Here is a 16,129-nt window from a genome sequence, read left to right on the forward strand (position 1 = left end):
CGGATGGTATGAACACGACAGAGAATCCGAACATTGCTGCGAAAACAGGTTCGCTTGTAGCCAGCTGGCGTCTGGTTATCCTGGCCCTGTTTCTGATCGTGACCCCAATATCGAATCCTGTCGCTGCCCAACCCACCGAGGGTTCACTGGTCTATCTTGCGGGTTCCGAGAATTCCGCGCTGAACCGCCGAATGCTCTCCCTTCTCCAGGAGGCGCTGGGCAGTCGGACCATTATCAGGACCTTCAGTCCCGGCCAGACATCCCAGGACAGTACAACGCCGGTTATCGCGCTGGGGCCGAGTGCCTTTACCCGTGTCCGCCAGGAAAACAGAAACGTTCCAATTCTTGCGTTGCTCGTTGAACAGTCATTTATTGATGGTTATGTCGAGCAGGCCGGCGGTTCGGTTTCCGGCATCCTTTACAATCCGCCCCTTATCCGGCAGGCGATTACAGGCAAGGTTATTCTGCCCCAGGCTACACGGGTAGCGATGCTGGCCCATCCTGACAAGGTAGAGAGTTATGAACCAACCATTGAACGGCTTCCCGAATACGGGATGGAAGGCAAGATCTTTGTGGTTGCGTCTGATGGAGAACTGATACCGACTCTCATCCGCGCACTTAACTATGGAGACTTTATCCTTGCCGCACCAGACAGCAGCATCTACAACCCAAGAACCATCAAACACATCCTGCTGACAGCCTATCGTCGTAACCGTATTGTCATCGGACCAAGCCAGGCTTACGTGAAAGCGGGCTCACTGGCATCCACCTACACGCCATTGACTGAAATAGCGGAACTGGCCGCAGAGTATATTCAGGACTACCGGGTCAAGGGCCGGTTTCCCCCACCAGCCTATCCCGAAGCATTCGGTATCGAGGTTAACAAACAGGTTGCGCGCTCACTGAACATTCCACTGCCCGACAGAAAAGACATCATCACGTCCGTACAGGAGCAGCTCAGAGAGACCGGGGAGGTTGCCGATGAATAAGCACATTGGCCACCAGACGTCGCTCTCCAGAAAACTCCTGTTACTCGGCGCTGCCCCGGCGATTGTCATGTTCGTGGTGTTGATGGTGTTCTTTACCTCGGCCCGTCTGGATGACGCCCGCAAAGAGCTGGCGGAGAGCAGCCAGATGCTGGCAGACAGCCTTGCTCCGGCTGTGGAGTATGCGGTTGTATCCGGAAACACCGAGACCCTCGAACAGATCCTTTCCCAATCACTCCGACGTAGCCGTGCAGACTGGATCCGCGTATCCAATCTTATGGGTGATGAAGTCGGTTTTGTGACTGGCGGCGGCGAGCCCGTGGCCCCTGATTCGGAGGGAGTGTTCGATGTATTTGAATCGGAAATCCTGCAACAACCGCTGAACCTGAGCGAGGACCGCCAGACCGAGTGGTTTGAACCCGATTATGGCTTCGGCTCCGGCGCCCTGCGTGTGGGCACTGTTGAGGTAGGCGTCAGCAAGGAACAGTTGGCGGCACGGCGCCAGGACATTCTCTGGACATCGCTCGCCGTGGGTTTTTCGCTGCTGATATTCACCCTTCTGATCGTCAATCATTCCCTCAACAGCATCATTTCGCCCATTCGGGGTCTTTCAAGGAGGGTAGCGAAACTGACCAGCAGGGAATATGAAGAAGTTCCGCTCAGCCGGACAGGCACTACCCGTGAAATCAGGGAACTGGAAGAAAGTCTCAACTCGCTGGCGGCACACCTCAGGTCACTGGAACAATCACGGGATGACACCCTGGCATCTTCGGAGAAGGCGCGAGAACGGGCTGAACGCGCTAACCGGGCAAAATCGGAATTCCTGGCAACCATGAGCCATGAGCTGCGCACGCCACTCAATGGTGTGCTGGGGATGATCGAACTTGTCACAGAAGAACCATTGAGTCCCAGGCAAAAAGATTATCTGCAGACAGCTCGTCAATCGACAGAGGACTTGCTCACCGTCATTAATGACATTCTGGACTACTCTCACATCGATCGCGGCACGCTGGAACTGGAAAGTCAGTCCTTTGATCTGAGACAGCTGATTACCAACTGCACAGCAAGCTATCGGCACGTCGCTGAACAGCAGGGGCTGTCTCTTACGACGAAATTTTCTGGACAATGGCCGGATCAGCCCCAGGTAGTTGGTGACGCCACCAGGCTTCGACAGATCCTGTCCGGGCTGATTGATAATGCCATCAAGTTCACGGGCGACGGTTCCATCAATGTTCAGGCCGGCTGGTCCCCGCTGGAAGAAAACTGCATCTTGCTGAACTGCACCGTCAGCGACTCGGGTTGCGGCATTCCCATCGAACGGCTTCATGATATTTTTAACACTTTCGAGCAGCTGGAAACCGGTAATTCCAGGCGCTACGGTGGAACCGGAATGGGGCTTTCACTGGTGCAACGGCTGGTTGAGCATATGGGCGGCCACGTAAACGTGGAGTCCGATCCCGGCAAGGGGTCCTCCTTCCAGTTCGAGTTGCCCTTCGAGCTGGCAACAGCCCCGCCCACGAATGTTGCCAGTAATCCACCGCCGGTGAATGGCAATGGCACAGGAAGGGCACTGGTGGTCGAGGACAACATGGTCAATCAGAGAGTTGCTACTGCCCTGCTCAAACGTCTCGGATTCGAAACGGATGCTGCGGCCAATGGCGAGGAGGCCATGGAACTGGTACAGACCAATCACGCCGGCTACGACGTCATCCTGATGGACTGCCAGATGCCGGTTATGGATGGGTACGAGACTACTCGCTGCATCCGTGAGTGGGAAAAGAGTAATGGCCAGGGGGGTACCCCGATCATTGCGCTTACCGCTGACGCACTACCGGGAACGGAAGCCAGTTGCCGTGACGCAGGCATGAACGACTATCTGGCAAAGCCGGTCAGAAAGGAGAATCTGAGGAAAGTACTCAGCCGCTGGATACAGGTGTGACCAGCGGCCGCAAATCCGTTCACGTCACCGGATCACGCATGGTAACGAATTCCTCCGCAGAGGTCGGATGAATACCTACGGTGCTGTCGAATTGCGCCTTGGTAGCGCCGGCCTTGATAGCAACGGCTATTCCCTGGGTAATCTCGCCGGCGTCCGGTCCCACCATGTGAGCACCAAGCACCCGGTCTGATTCATCATCCACAACCAGCTTCATCAGCGCACGCTCATCCCGACCGCTGAGGGTGTGCTTCATGGGTTTGAATTCGGACCGGTAAATTCGCAGCTTATGGCCGGCCTCCCGGGCTTCCGCTTCGGTCAGGCCCACGGTACCGATGTTGGGCTGACAGAACACCGCCGTGGGAATACTGCTGTAATCCATTTCACCCCCGCCATCACCGAACAGGCGACGCGAAAGGACCATCCCCTGCGCCAGGGCCACCGGTGTAAGCTGTGGTGTGCCGATAACGTCTCCCAGAGCCGTAATGGATGGGACCGCTGTCTGAAAATATTCATCGACAACGACGTGTCCGGAAGCGCTGAGCTGAACTCCAAGTTCTTCCAGACCAAGACCATCCACCAGGGCTCTGCGACCGGTGGCTGCCATAACCAGCCCTGTATTCAGGTGTGAGCCATCTGTCAGGTTGACGACATAATGTGCGTTATCGCTCTCAATGGATTCGATGTTAACGCCAAAGCGAAGGTCTACCCCCTTCTTGCGCATTTCTGCGGCGGTAAACTCGCGAATGTCATCGTCAAAGCCTCGCAGGAAGAGTTCGCCGCGGTAAAGCAACGTCGTCTCCACACCAAGGCCGGCAAGAATGCCGGCGAACTCCACCGCAATGTACCCGCCTCCCCATACAACTGCCTGCCTCGGTAGTTGAGGCAGATAGAACATTTCATTGGAGGTCAGCACGCATTCCTTGCCCGGCACATCAGGAACCACCGGCCAGCTGCCAGTCGCAACCGTAATATGTTTACTGGTGAAAGTCCGATCTCCGACAACAACGGTATGGGCATCCGCCAGCGATGCGGTACCTTCGATAACGGTTACCCCGGCATTCTCCAGCATACGGCCGTAAATACCGTTGAGCCGTTCAATCTCTGCATTCTTGTTAGCCACCAGCCGCGTCCAGTCGAAACTGACCTGGTCGCCCGGGACACTCCAGCCGTAGCCGGCGGCATCCTCTATGTCTTCGCCGGCATGGGAGCCATAGACAAATAGCTTCTTCGGCACGCAACCCACGTTAACGCAGGTGCCGCCAAGGTAGCGCGATTCTACTACCGCTACACGGGCGCCCTTGGCAGCAGACATCCGCGCCAGCCGGACACCACCGGAACCGGCACCAATGATAATCAGATCGTAATCCTGTTGTTCAGACACATCGTCTCCTGGGACAGCAAAAACCTGTCAGTTTATCCCGGGGCCACTGCCGACTCTCCGGCGTGAACCTCCCGATACAATACGTGATCCTCAAAATCTCCCAGCCGGATTGTTCCAAGGCTGCGAAACCCTTCCGATTCGTAGAACGGCAGATAGCGGCTGTTACCGGTGTCTAGCACGAGACCGCTACCCCGGGGATTTTCCGCACACAGTTTTTCCACGGTAGACAGCAAAAGCCGACCATAACCCTTGTGCTGGTATTTGGGATTGACTCCCATCAATGGCAATTGATGGGTCAGAGGCTGCGGCAGCATTGCCTTGATTTTCTCGTGATAGTCGAGATACCGGCGAGTACAGGCAAAGCCGGCAGTGAGCACCATCCGGATGCGCCAGCTTATCTGCTCAGCCAGGTTAAGCCTGAGTTCCGGCTCACCAATAAACGCAACCGCCACAAGCGTATTATCAGTCATTACACCGATGGCATCCTGATCCAGCTCGAAATAGAGATCAATCAGTTCCCTCACGGTGGCCCGAACCCGCTGTTGATATCCCGGCCGGCGATGATCGAACAGGTACTGGAACGTGGGTTCGTTCCGGTAGGCGCTCACCAGTATCGATATCGCTTCGTTGCGGGCACTTGCATCGAGACGGACAATAACCGGCTCCTGACTGTTATTGTCGTCTGTGCCGTCAGTCATCGTGTGTTCTCCAGCGTTGGTCTCAGATTGTTAAAGTCAGGCGTACGGATACCATGCCCGGATCGCTCTGTCGATCCATGGAGGCCTGGTCTATCTGAACACCGTGCCCGACATTTAGCTGTTCCAGCCAGCTTGCCACTTCGGTAAAAGGAGCTCCCTCAAGCCAGACACGTATGGCATTGTTGCCACTCGGTTCGAAACGCTGCAGCGAAAGACCTGCTTCTGAAGCGGTCCGGGTTACCAGCGACATCAGCGCACGGCCATCCTCCGGAGAACTTACCGGGGCACCCCCCTGCTCACCCCGGGCACCGGACAGCCGGTCCAGGGATTCCCTGTTTGCTTCCAGCCAGGCCAGGAGCTCCGCCGAACGTTCCCGCTCGCTGAGCGCCTCGTCATGGAAGTTCACAGCGGGCGCCCAGACTGCAAAGTAGAGAATACCCAGAAACACGGCAATCGCCAAAACCGTCAGCGCCTGCTGGTCCCTGCGCGGCAACTGGTCATATTGGGCGATCAGTTTGCCAACAGCCGGCTGTTCCTTGATTCTGTTCAACATCGCCTTATCCTCCTGAAACCGTCAAACGACCGCGGGCACCGTCCGGTTCGTTGACCACCGAGCCGATCTCGGCTTTCAGCCCCCGATCCATCAGGCCGTTTCGCAGGGTGCTCAGTTTGTTGTAACTGTCGGCCCGAACATCCACCACCAGTTCGCCACGGTTCCTGCTGTAATTGACAGAGTTGAACATAATGGAGCTGGCATCCGGTATTTTCGAATACTGTTCTCCAGTAAACTTCATCAGGCTGATAAATCCGGCGTCAGGCCCCTCTGCCTGCAATTGACGCAACTGCCCCTCAACAACCCGACGGACATTGCCCGCGTGGGTTCTTGAATCATTCGGGAACGCCTGTCGATAGATAGCCATGGCTTCTTCACGGGCCTGGTCGGCCTTTTGCTGGTGGTAAAAGCCCATTCCGACTTCCACCCCGATCTGGATGACAAACCAGACGCTGGCAACCGCGATCAGCGGCTTCCACGGCCCCAGAAAACTGCGCCTGCGGGAGCGGACAGTATATTCGCCCTGGCAAAGGTTTATTGGCTGGCACAGATGGTGATGATGAGCATGCGCCAGCAGCTCCAGGGGCATCAGTTCCAGGATCTCTTCCCTGACCCTCAGGCGTCCCGAAGACTTGAGCTGGCTCAGGTCAGCCTGCTGATGCTCAAATTCAGTCTGGGTACCGTAAACCGTCACCGGCACTTCCGCCACCACGTCGTCGGAAGGCGGCAGGGCCAGCGTCTGGGCAAACATGGCGAGGTTTCGGGCCTGAACGCTGAGCCATTCGCCCTGATCACTCGCCAGCATTGCGGTCTCGCCATCAAGGCAGATGGACCAGCCACCCTCTGTAATCGGAAGCAGACCAGCATCCGGGTAAATCGCTTCAAGCTTCAGGTGTGCCCACCCGCTGAACATCGCAACCCAGTCCGCCATCTGGCCATGGTCCACAGCCGCCACACGGAACCCTTTTTCCGTCCGGTTTCCAAGGGCAAGATGAACCCCCTCAATGTCCTGGGCAATCTGCTCCTCCACGGCATAAGGCAGCGCCTGATGGACAAATCTTGTCTGCCTGGCCGGTATGTCAGCCATACAGAACAACGCCTCCTCGCCCGGGATCAGACCTACGAGCAGTACATTATCGAGATCATTCTGTGCCAGTGTCTGTTCAATTTCCTCCTTCGGGTCCGACGTGCCGCGGGCCTGGGCATCTCCGCTGGCGTCGAGCAGAACCCAGCTGTACAACTGGGCCTCCGGGTTAACATCGGGGGCCGCAAATGGTGGCTGGGGCCTGACATAAAGGCGGTATGACATTCTGAACAGTTTCCTTTTCAACCCTTCGGGGTCTTCGTGATCGGTCTCAGTGACATCAGCCCGCATCTACTCTTGGGAGATGCTGAATGGCTCTTTTGTTATCCGGTTTTTCTGGCCGGTATCCCGGTGCACTGTCTGCATCTCACCTTCCGGACTCCGGTAGACGGTGCTCACCAGATTGGCAACCCGGTCATCGTAGGTAATCCTGGACACCACTTCAAAAAATCGTGTCTGCAGCCCCAACCCGGTGGACTTTAGCCCCAGGCCCGAAAACTCAGGCAGTGCCAGAAAATCCCCGATGTTCTCAAAACGCTCTTCCTGGCGCTTCTCAAGAATAGCGTCTGCCTGGGCCTGTGTCAGTTCCTCATGCAGGGATCGCAACACCGCTGCAGACGCGGTGTTGACATTAATACCCAGACCCGCAACCGGCAAGGCTGTTACATGAGGCTGCAAGGCCTGATAAGCCTCTTCGGTCATGCCATCAATCAGGCGCAGCTCTGAAACCGTGACGAATGGCTGATTGCCTGCCCGGTAGGCTGGCTCCTGCATCAGGTACTGGCCATCTTCGGCGCCATAGGCGCTGACCGTCTGATCGTTCGGATCAATCCAGTCAATCAGGGCGTCGACACTGACGGTGGTTATCTCCAGCACCTGGAGCAGCCGGGTCAACCGGTCTCTGGTCACCTGATCAACCTGGCCGTTACCACGCACCAGATCATTGAGATTGATCCTTCCGCCCAGGCCATCGATCTGAACTTCCGCCACACCGTTGTCGTCAATCGGCAGTATTGCCGCGTTCTGGGCCCAGAACTCGTCAAGACTGTCCACCATGGCGTTGTTTTCCTTGTCTTCCTCGAAATCCCTGACCAGAATCTGGCGTGCAAACGCTTCTGCCCCCAGGGCAACGCTGTGGCCCTGCTGCTGGGCGAGGTAGTGGCTGGCACGAAACACCCGCACGCTTTGCTGCTGGGTCATACCCGCAGCGAGCATGACCACCAGCGCCATTGCCAGCAGCACCATAATCAGGGCCACGCCACCCTGGCGACTGGCCGGCGCACGGAGCATCAGGGGATTAGCCGCCGGCATCACTGCCCCCGCTTTCACCGTTGCCCGGCTGCTCGGCATCGTCCTGTTCGTTTTGCGACTCATTCGCCGCATTGATGGTGCCCTGAGCCTGACTATGGTCGAAATCAGGCAAAGCGAAGGTGCGTACAAGCTCGCCAAAGCGCTCATGTTTCAGGGTTACTTCAATACCCAGCGGTAACGGGATATCAGGACGGGTGCCAGGGTTCATGTCTGCCATGCTGGTGTCGTCGGGCCAGTTGTCGCGCCAGTTACGCTCGCCGTCCAGGAACCGGATCGCAAAATCGGTAACGTCCGATAACAGCACCAGATCCCGGCTGTTGTCCTCCTGCCCCTGGTCAACAGAAACCCAGTAGCGACGACGCAGTTCATCCCCGGTGTATTCCCAGCCAACCCGTTGCAGCGTACTGCGGCGGGTGCCAAGGGGGTTTCGCCACCCCTGGCGGGTGAGCTTCAGAGCAAAGTCATCCTCACGGCTGGTCAGAGCCGGATCAAAGTCCCCATAGATGTTACGTCCGGGCCGGTTAACCACCTGTGAGATATCACGCTCCAATAGCAGCATAGTGCGCTGGATGGCATCAAACTGATCGGCCACCTCGTTTACCCGATCTCTGGAGGTCACCACATTCCCCAGCACCTGCCAGACTCCCAGACCAATAACGGCCGTGATTGTGACCGCAATCAGCATTTCCATCAGCGTAAAGCCGTTGCGGACAACCGGTGGCATTGTACTGGGTTGCGCCAATGCTGAATGGGCTACCATCAGTTTTCACCAATGAACGCAGACAATGTATGTATGGGTGCCGGATCCGCTTCATTACCGCGAAAACGTGCAACAGTGACCTCGACCCGCAGTATGGAGGGCTCCTCGGTACCCAATACTGCGGTTGTAACCCGCCAGCGGAAGGGACCGTAGTCAATGTCATCCGTATTTTCGGAGATCTCCGGGAGGTTTTCCCGCAGTCGGAGTTCATTGATGCGATTATCGGCAACCCAACCTGCCAGGGTTTTATCCCGTATGCGTTCGTAACTGGAGATATACTGGCTGCCAACTTCGGCTGCGGCCGTCGCAATCAGGCCGAACACCAGCAGCGCGACCAGAACCTCGATCAGTGTGAAGCCGCGCTGGCGATTCATGCGTCGTCGTTCCCTTCACTTCCCGGGTAGCGCCACTCCATTGGTGAAAAACCGTCCGAAGCAATGGTGTGCATCCTGGAATCGTCCCTGCCAAGGGTGAACTCCAGCTCAAACGGCGTTGTTTCCCCACTGGAGAAGAACACAACGTCCGGCCGCAGGCGGTCTTCGTCCGAGGCCAGCCTGGGGGTGTCGTTTTCAATATACTCTGTGACCGTTATCCACTCCGGAAGCCCGCGCCGTCGGAACATTGGTTCTGCCGGCACTTTCCACTCCCCGCTGCGGTCTTCCCAGGCCACAAAACGATAGCCATCGTCGTCCAGAACCAGGCCGAGTTCGGTGTTATTGAGCACCGCCTGTTCCGATGCAGTCTGCATCAGGAGATACAGCTCACGCACTTCGTTCTGCATTTCCCGGTCCCGGGAACTGCCACCCATGGTCATGACGGCCAGAGCCGCAAGCAGACCCACTACCACCAGGACAACGAGAATTTCTATCAGCGTAAAGCCTAAATGTTGCGCCCTGGTTTGCACATTCAATCCCTGACATTCCACACGCTGATGTCGGCGTCATCGCCCTCACCACCTTCACGGCCATCGGCGCCATAGGAATAGAGATCATAAGGGCCCTCAGTGCCCGGGCTGATATATTGGTACTCGTTACCCCAGGGGTCCTCGGGAACACTGTTGAGGTAACCCTCGGGGTTCCAGTTCTTCGGCTCAGGGCTGCCACTGGGCTTGGAAACCAGTGCTTCCAGACCCTGCTGGGTGGACGGGTAATGGCTGTTGTCGAGTCGGTAGAGGTCAAGGGCATTGGCAATATTGCTCAGCTGTGTTTCTGCAACTGTCACCCTCGCCTGGTCACTGCGTCCCATGATATTCGGGGCAACGATGGCAACCAGCAGGCCCAGAATGACCATTACCACCATGATCTCGATCAGGGTAAAGCCCCGTTGTGCGGTCTGATATTTCATTGTCTTACTCTTCATCTTTCCATGTCTCTGGGTTTGAAAGTGGGCCGGAGGACAATAGCCGGAACGGAGGCTATCCAACCAGGTTACTCATATTGAGGATCGGGAGCATGATTGCCAGCACAATAATGAGGACAACCACGCCCATTAACAGCAACATCATGGGTTCGAACAGACCCACGATTGCCGCTATCTTCGACTGCAGGGTGTTCTCCTGCATGGATGCTGTCCGCTCCAGCATGCTGTCCAGTTCGCCGCTGGCTTCACCACTGGCGATCATATGCAGCATCATGGGCGGGAAATAGCCGGTCTGGTCCAGCGACCGGTGCAGTGAACCACCCTCACTGACCTTCCTGGCGGCAATTTTCAGCTCCTGGCGCAGGTAGTCATTGGATAATACCTCGCCGGCAATCCTCATGGCATCCACCAGAGGGACACCGCTGGTGGTCAGGATGCTGAGTGTACTGGCATAACGTGCGGTATTGACACCACGAACCATCCCCGCCATCAGAGGCATATTCAGCAGGCCTTTATGGACTTTCAGCCGGAATGCGGGCTTGCGCAGGGACCACCGGAACGCCGCGATACCGGCGATGATCAGTATCAACAGGTAGACGCCGTAGCTGCCCAGAAAATCCGACACCACCAGCATGGCCGACGTCAGCGCCGGTAGTTCCTGCCCCTGCTTCACAAACACCTCGATGATGTCAGGCACCACGTAGGTCAGCAGGAAAACCACAATGGAGATGGCGACAACGCTGAGAATTATGGGGTAGATCGCGGCAAGCTGGATCTTCTGGCGAGACTCCTGCCGGGCCTCGGTGTAATCGGCAAGGCGGTTAAGCACCAGGTCAAGGTGCCCCGCGTGCTCTCCTGCAGCGACCGTGGAGCGGTATAGCCGCGGGAACGCCCGTGGAAACTCCCCGAGGCTGTCGGCGAAGCTGTAACCCTCCATGACCTTGGCCCGGATGGCAATCAACATGCTACGAACCCGGGGACTGGACGATTGCTGGGCCGCCGCCGACAAAGACTGCTCTATGGGAATGCCCGACTGTATCAGCGTCGCCAGTTGCCGGGTGACCAGCGCCAGATCCGCCGTGGCAAGACCACCCCGGCTGCTCAGGGGATTACTGCGGGTCTGTTTTTCGGTGGCAGGCTCAACCGCCAGTGGCGTCAGGCCCCTTTCGCGCAGTTGCTGACGGACGGCCCTTGGCGCGTCCGCCTCAACGACGCCCTGCTTCTGCTTGCCGCGGCTATCAAGAGCTTTGTACTCAAACGCTGGCATGAATCTACCTGCTCCGGTGGGTCACACGAAGGACCTCTTCAACCGTGGTCACCCCATCCAGAATTTTCTGAACGCCATCGGCATGGATACTGGGGCCATGGAGCCGGGCTTCGTGCTCAAGATCCAGCTCCCCTGCCCGTTTGTGGATCAGGGAACTGATCTCCTCATTCACTTCAACCACTTCATAGATACCTATACGGCCCCGGTAGCCCAACTGGTTGCAGTGCTCGCAACCGATTGCGCGATAGATGGTAGGCGGACTGGAGGGGTCCTGCTGCAGGAATTCGCAATGCTCCTCACTGGGTTCATAGGGCTCGCGGCAATCCTTGCAAAGTACCCGCACCAGGCGCTGGGCGACAATACCCACAAGACTTGAGGAGATCAGGAAAGGCTCAATGCCCATGTCCATCAATCGGGTGATGGCACCCACCGCTGTGTTGGTGTGCAGGGTGGAAAGCACGAGGTGGCCTGTCAGGCTGGCCTGAACCGCAATTTCCGCGGTTTCAAGGTCCCGGATCTCACCGATCATCACCACATCCGGATCCTGACGCAGGATCGCCCGAAGCCCCCGGGCAAAGGTCATGTCCACCTTGGTATTGACCTGTGTCTGTCCGATCCCGGGCAGGTTGTACTCAATGGGATCCTCAACGGTCAGGATGTTGCGACTGCGGTCGTTTATTTCCTGCAGCGATGCATAAAGCGTTGTCGATTTACCGGAGCCGGTCGGCCCGGTTACCAGCAGGATACCGTAAGGCCGGTAGATAAGCCGGCGCAGTATTTTAAGATCTCCACCGGCCATCCCCAGGGATTCAAGACGAATGTTGCCAGCCTGTTTGTCCAGCAAGCGCAGCACCACCCGCTCACCACTGGAGGACGGCATGGTGGAAACCCGGATATCGACTTCCCGGCCCGCCACCCGCAGCGCAATACGACCGTCCTGGGGAACCCGCTTTTCAGCAATATCCAGTTTCGCCATCACTTTGATACGGGAAACCAGCAGCGGCGCCAGTGCACGTTTGGGCTGAACCACTTCCCGCAGCACGCCGTCCACACGGAAGCGGACCACCAGGCGGGTTTCGTAGGTTTCAATGTGCACATCCGAGGCACTACTCTTTACAGCCTCTGTCAGGATGGCGTTAATCAGTCGGATAATGGGGGCGTCGTCTTCCTGCTCCAGCAGATCCTCGGTTTCCGGAACCGAATCCGCCAGCGAGGCCAGATCCATGTCGTCGCCAATACCTTCAACCATCTGCATGGCTTCAGCGGAATCATTCTGATAGGCCGCATTCAGGGCGGCATCAAACCTGGCAGGCTCAATGGTGGAAAACCTGGCCCGACCACCACTGATGCGGTTTGCCTCCGCCAGCGCGGAGTGGCCGGCCCCTGGGCGTACCAGGATGACGGGCTCGCCATCGTCGTCACGGGTCAGAATCACGCCGTTGCGTTTTGCGAACGTGAAGGGAAGACGGCCGACCGGAGCATCCTGCGGCTGAAGTTCTGTGTCTGTGTCCACGATCGTCCTCGTTTTGTTGCCGGGGGCCGGAAGGCGAGAGTTCCAGAATCCCTTTTTATTCAATTAATTCAGAAAGGCTACCATAGGATATGGAACCGCTGAATAACTCTATACACTATACTGCCAATAAAACGTTGCAGTCTGATAACCTGTGGGCCTTTTGCCGGCTCTCACCAGCTCTCTTCGGGACAATCAATGCTTTTAACCAGCTCGAGGTTACCACTGTTACTTGCCGCCGTCGCAGGCCTTTCCATGATCACTGTGACAGCCTGGCAGGCATATCGTTTCTGGCAGAACGAAATCGGTGCAACAACAGTCACTGCTTCAGGTACCACTCAGACATCAACAGATGTCCCCTCGGAACCAGACGTCAATCTGGCCTCTCTTGACCTGTTTGGAAAGCCCGGCGCGGTCCAGGGTCAGGCAGAGCCAGACACCGAGAATCTGCCGGAAACCAACCTTCGGCTTTTTCTGAGAGGCGTGCTGGCAGCCTCCGGCGATTTCCCCGGCAGTGCGCTGATTGAAGACGATAAAAGCAGAACCGAAGCCTATCTCGTCGGTGACGAACTCCCGGGCGATGCCACACTTCGATCAGTACGGGCCAACCGGGTCATCATTGAAAGAGGCGGCAAACTCGAGAATCTCTATTTTCCTGAGGATGAAGACCGCTCGGGGGTCTCCCTGGCATCCAGCCAGACATCCGGGGACGATGAAGAACCGGACCAGTCCCGGGTCCAGCCAGCCACCACAGGCCAGTCATCGCAGGGCGCCAGCGGAAACAGCGAACAACGCAGGGAGGAGATTCGCCAGCGGCTGGAGCAGCTTCGAGAACGCCTGAGAAACAACAACTGAGGAACCCCATGGAGACGGCCGCACTGATGCCCCGAAGCCGATGCTCCCTGCTCTCCATGGTCCTGATGGTTACCACGCTGACAGTGGCGGCCCTTGAGCTCAGTGAACGCCTGATGGACTACGTCCAGTCCGAGTTCGGCGACGAAGCCCGCAGCCGCCTGGAAACCTGGCAAAACCTGCACAACATGGCCTCGAACGCAGCCGTCGACCGGCAGCTGAGGCTGGTCAATTCCTTCTTTAACCGCGCCCGCTTCGTGACCGACATGGAACATTGGGGCCAAGAAGACTACTGGGCCACACCGGTTGAGTTGCTGACCACCAACGGTGGAGATTGCGAGGACTATTCCATTGCCAAGTACCTGACACTGAAGTCCATGGGCGTGCCGGATGAACAACTGCGCATTGTCTATGTCAAGGCTCTGGAACTCAACCAGGCCCACATGGTGCTCGCCTGGTACCCGGAGCCGGACGCAGATCCCCTGATACTCGATAACCTGATCAACGACATAAGGCCTGCCTCTCAACGTACGGACCTGGAACCGGTATACAGTTTCAATGGCGACGGCCTGTGGCTCAATCGGTCCGGTGATGACAACAAGCGTATCGGGGATGCCGAGAGGCTCTCTCACTGGCAGGATCTGAACAGCCGGCTCATTGATAGCCTTCGGTGAAACCCGGGATGGCGGCATAAGACACAACAGTTGTCGCCAGGTGACAGTCCGGCCCGGGCGATTGCCGGTACAATCGTCAGCCAATACCGATCACAGAACCCGACTGCCTGCCCCCACCCGGGGACACAGGCGGCACAACGGAGGAATTGCCAACATGCGACGATGGAATGGCTGGGGCGACGACCAGTTCAACCTTGAACTACCCGATGGCGGGCGCCAATTCCTGGAGGAACGCATAGGCAGGGCCGCACCTCTTGATGACAGCTCCCTGGAGTCAGCCTGTGCACAGGTGCCGGCAAGCCGGCTACCGGAACACCCCGCCGTAGTTACCGACGCCGAGGACCGGGTGCGCCATGCCCGTGGCCAGAGCCTGGCTGACTGGCTTGCCATGCGCAGCGGTGATTTCGGTGTCTTCCCTGATGGCGTGGCCTACCCGGAATCGTCAAAGGATGTTGAAGACCTGCTGAGCTACGCCGCAGACCATGGCGTTTCACTGATCCCCTACGGCGGCGGCACCAGTGTTGCGGGGCACATCAACCCGGTAGCCAGCGAACAACCCGTATTGACTGTCGACATGGGGCGCATGAACCGGCTGATCGACCTCGACAGGGAAAGCCAGATTGCTACCTTCGGTGCCGGCACCCCGGGGCCTCTGGTGGAATCCCAGTTGCGTGCGCTGGGTTACACACTGGGCCACTTCCCCCAGTCGTTCGAGCTTTCCACCATCGGTGGCTGGGTAGCGAGCCGCTCCAGTGGCCAGCAATCACTGCGCTACGGTCGCATCGAGCAGTTATTTGCCGGCGGCCGTATTGAGACACTCCAGGGTACGCTGGAGATTCCCACCATCCCCGCGTCCAGCGCCGGCCCCGATATCCGCGAGATGATTCTGGGTTCCGAAGGCCGCATCGGCCTGATTACGGAAGTCAAGGTGCGGGTTACCGCCCTCCCCGCCCATGAAAGCTTTCACGTGGTGTTCTTTCCTTCCTGGGACAAGGCCCGGACCGCCTGCCGCAAGCTGGTGCAGAACCGCACGCAGCTTTCCATGCTGCGTCTGAGCAATGCCACCGAAACCGAGACCCAGCTTGCCCTGGCCGGCCATCCCGGACTGATTGCCATGCTGGAATCCTATCTGTCATTGCGGGGGGCAAAAACCGGCAAATGCATGATGACCTTCGGCATCACAGGCAGCAAGCGCCAGTGCAGCAACGCGCTCAAAGAAACCCGGGCCATCTGCGGCGAGTACGATGGCCTGTATACCGGCAGAAAACTGGGTGACAAGTGGGCCGCCAAACGCTTTACCATGCCCTACCTGAGAGAGGCGCTCTGGAAGCTTGGCTACGCGGTCGACACCCTCGAAACCGCAACTGACTGGGATAACGTGGACAATCTCTTAAAGCTGATTGAAGAAAACCTTCGCAACCAGCTGAATACAAAGAATGAATCGGTTCATGTATTCACCCATCTTTCACATTTTTACACCCAGGGATGCAGCATTTACACCACCTATGTATTCCGTGTAGCCGACAGCTACGAGGAAACTCTGGCGCGCTGGAAAGTACTGAAAGACTCCACCTCCGCCGTCATCGTCAACAATCGCGGCACCATCAGCCACCAGCATGGCGTCGGCAAGGACCACGCTCCCTTCCTGCCGGTTGAGAAAGGCGAACTGGGGATGCTGGCCATTGGTTCGTTGTGCCATGCCTTCGATCCGGCAGGCCTGCTAAACCCAAAAACTCTGGTTGAATAATAATGTCC

16 protein-coding genes are annotated in these 16,129 nt (G+C 57.5%); 5 read left to right on the top strand and 11 right to left on the bottom strand.

Annotated features, from left to right (window positions below; all coding sequences use genetic code 11):
- The first annotated feature begins 8 nt into the window (after positions 1-8).
- Positions 9-989 (top strand): ABC transporter substrate-binding protein, encoded by a 981-nt coding sequence (locus tag QPM17_RS20370; protein ID WP_285393357.1) that lies wholly within the window; start codon positions 9-11, stop codon positions 987-989.
- On the top strand, positions 982-2,925 hold the full coding sequence (locus tag QPM17_RS20375) for an ATP-binding protein (RefSeq protein ID WP_285393359.1): 1,944 nt from the start codon (positions 982-984) through the stop codon (positions 2,923-2,925). Before QPM17_RS20370 ends, QPM17_RS20375 begins: the two co-directional genes overlap by 8 nt.
- A gap of 19 nt (positions 2,926-2,944) precedes the next feature.
- On the opposite strand, the gene gorA is transcribed toward QPM17_RS20375, so the two are convergent.
- The 11 genes from gorA to gspE all read right to left on the bottom strand — a co-directional run bounded on the left by gorA (position 2,945) and on the right by gspE (position 12,851).
- Positions 2,945-4,306: a glutathione-disulfide reductase gene (gene gorA / locus QPM17_RS20380; protein ID WP_285393361.1), complete on the bottom strand. Its 1,362-nt coding sequence runs from the start codon at positions 4,304-4,306 to the stop codon at positions 2,945-2,947.
- A 32-nt stretch (positions 4,307-4,338) separates the two neighbouring features.
- Entirely contained in the window at positions 4,339-5,004 is a 666-nt protein-coding gene (locus QPM17_RS20385; RefSeq protein ID WP_285393363.1) for a GNAT family N-acetyltransferase, read from the bottom strand.
- 22 nt (positions 5,005-5,026) lie between these two features.
- Positions 5,027-5,557: a type II secretion system protein GspM gene (gene gspM / locus QPM17_RS20390; protein WP_285393365.1), complete on the bottom strand. Its 531-nt coding sequence runs from the start codon at positions 5,555-5,557 to the stop codon at positions 5,027-5,029.
- 4 nt (positions 5,558-5,561) lie between these two features.
- Positions 5,562-6,866, bottom strand: coding sequence for a type II secretion system protein GspL (gspL, locus tag QPM17_RS20395; RefSeq protein WP_285393367.1), 1,305 nt, complete (start codon positions 6,864-6,866; stop codon positions 5,562-5,564).
- A 66-nt stretch (positions 6,867-6,932) separates the two neighbouring features.
- On the bottom strand, positions 6,933-7,991 hold the full coding sequence (gene gspK / locus QPM17_RS20400) for a type II secretion system minor pseudopilin GspK (protein WP_285393369.1): 1,059 nt from the start codon (positions 7,989-7,991) through the stop codon (positions 6,933-6,935).
- Positions 7,939-8,712: a type II secretion system minor pseudopilin GspJ gene (gene gspJ, locus QPM17_RS20405; RefSeq protein WP_285393371.1), complete on the bottom strand. Its 774-nt coding sequence runs from the start codon at positions 8,710-8,712 to the stop codon at positions 7,939-7,941. Before gspJ ends, gspK begins: the two co-directional genes overlap by 53 nt.
- Complete coding sequence (gene gspI, locus QPM17_RS20410) at positions 8,712-9,086, bottom strand: type II secretion system minor pseudopilin GspI (RefSeq protein ID WP_285393373.1); 375 nt, start codon at positions 9,084-9,086, stop codon at positions 8,712-8,714. The genes gspJ and gspI overlap by 1 nt, the downstream gene beginning before the upstream one ends.
- The gene (gspH, locus tag QPM17_RS20415; protein ID WP_285393454.1) at positions 9,083-9,616 is read right to left on the bottom strand and encodes a type II secretion system minor pseudopilin GspH; all 534 of its coding nucleotides are present in this window, start codon (positions 9,614-9,616) and stop codon (positions 9,083-9,085) included. Before gspH ends, gspI begins: the two co-directional genes overlap by 4 nt.
- Positions 9,617-9,618: 2 nt before the next feature.
- Positions 9,619-10,056 (bottom strand): type II secretion system major pseudopilin GspG, encoded by a 438-nt coding sequence (gspG, locus tag QPM17_RS20420; RefSeq protein WP_285393374.1) that lies wholly within the window; start codon positions 10,054-10,056, stop codon positions 9,619-9,621.
- Between the two features lie 70 nt (positions 10,057-10,126).
- On the bottom strand, positions 10,127-11,338 hold the full coding sequence (gspF, locus tag QPM17_RS20425) for a type II secretion system inner membrane protein GspF (protein WP_285393376.1): 1,212 nt from the start codon (positions 11,336-11,338) through the stop codon (positions 10,127-10,129).
- Positions 11,339-11,342: 4 nt separating this feature from the next.
- On the bottom strand, positions 11,343-12,851 hold the full coding sequence (gspE, locus tag QPM17_RS20430) for a type II secretion system ATPase GspE (protein ID WP_285393378.1): 1,509 nt from the start codon (positions 12,849-12,851) through the stop codon (positions 11,343-11,345).
- 195 nt (positions 12,852-13,046) lie between these two features.
- Here gspE and QPM17_RS20435 point away from each other — a divergent pair, with 195 nt between their 5' ends.
- The 3 genes from QPM17_RS20435 to QPM17_RS20445 all read left to right on the top strand — a co-directional run bounded on the left by QPM17_RS20435 (position 13,047) and on the right by QPM17_RS20445 (position 16,121).
- On the top strand, positions 13,047-13,703 hold the full coding sequence (locus QPM17_RS20435) for a type II secretion system protein N (RefSeq protein ID WP_285393380.1): 657 nt from the start codon (positions 13,047-13,049) through the stop codon (positions 13,701-13,703).
- Positions 13,704-13,711: 8 nt separating this feature from the next.
- A complete protein-coding gene (locus tag QPM17_RS20440; RefSeq protein WP_285393382.1) occupies positions 13,712-14,374 on the top strand; it encodes a transglutaminase-like cysteine peptidase in 663 nt (220 codons plus the stop codon).
- 154 nt (positions 14,375-14,528) lie between these two features.
- The gene (locus QPM17_RS20445) at positions 14,529-16,121 is read left to right on the top strand and encodes an FAD-binding oxidoreductase (RefSeq protein ID WP_285393384.1); all 1,593 of its coding nucleotides are present in this window, start codon (positions 14,529-14,531) and stop codon (positions 16,119-16,121) included.
- Positions 16,122-16,129: the final 8 nt, after the last annotated feature.

Source organism: Marinobacter azerbaijanicus (assembly GCF_030250645.1).
GTDB lineage: Bacteria > Pseudomonadota > Gammaproteobacteria > Pseudomonadales > Oleiphilaceae > Marinobacter > Marinobacter azerbaijanicus.

Coding starts and splice junctions, on each gene's coding strand:
- QPM17_RS20385 (WP_285393363.1), bottom strand. CDS start 5,004: ATGACTGACGGCACAGACGACAATAACAGTCAGGAGCCGGTTATTGTC.
- gspK (WP_285393369.1), bottom strand. CDS start 7,991: ATGCCGAGCAGCCGGGCAACGGTGAAAGCGGGGGCAGTGATGCCGGCG.
- QPM17_RS20375 (WP_285393359.1), top strand. CDS start 982: ATGAATAAGCACATTGGCCACCAGACGTCGCTCTCCAGAAAACTCCTG.
- QPM17_RS20440 (WP_285393382.1), top strand. CDS start 13,712: ATGGAGACGGCCGCACTGATGCCCCGAAGCCGATGCTCCCTGCTCTCC.
- gspF (WP_285393376.1), bottom strand. CDS start 11,338: ATGCCAGCGTTTGAGTACAAAGCTCTTGATAGCCGCGGCAAGCAGAAG.
- QPM17_RS20445 (WP_285393384.1), top strand. CDS start 14,529: ATGCGACGATGGAATGGCTGGGGCGACGACCAGTTCAACCTTGAACTA.
- gspM (WP_285393365.1), bottom strand. CDS start 5,557: ATGTTGAACAGAATCAAGGAACAGCCGGCTGTTGGCAAACTGATCGCC.
- QPM17_RS20370 (WP_285393357.1), top strand. CDS start 9: ATGAACACGACAGAGAATCCGAACATTGCTGCGAAAACAGGTTCGCTT.
- gspL (WP_285393367.1), bottom strand. CDS start 6,866: ATGTCATACCGCCTTTATGTCAGGCCCCAGCCACCATTTGCGGCCCCC.
- gspJ (WP_285393371.1), bottom strand. CDS start 8,712: ATGGTAGCCCATTCAGCATTGGCGCAACCCAGTACAATGCCACCGGTT.
- gspG (WP_285393374.1), bottom strand. CDS start 10,056: ATGAAATATCAGACCGCACAACGGGGCTTTACCCTGATCGAGATCATG.
- QPM17_RS20435 (WP_285393380.1), top strand. CDS start 13,047: ATGCTTTTAACCAGCTCGAGGTTACCACTGTTACTTGCCGCCGTCGCA.
- gspI (WP_285393373.1), bottom strand. CDS start 9,086: ATGAATCGCCAGCGCGGCTTCACACTGATCGAGGTTCTGGTCGCGCTG.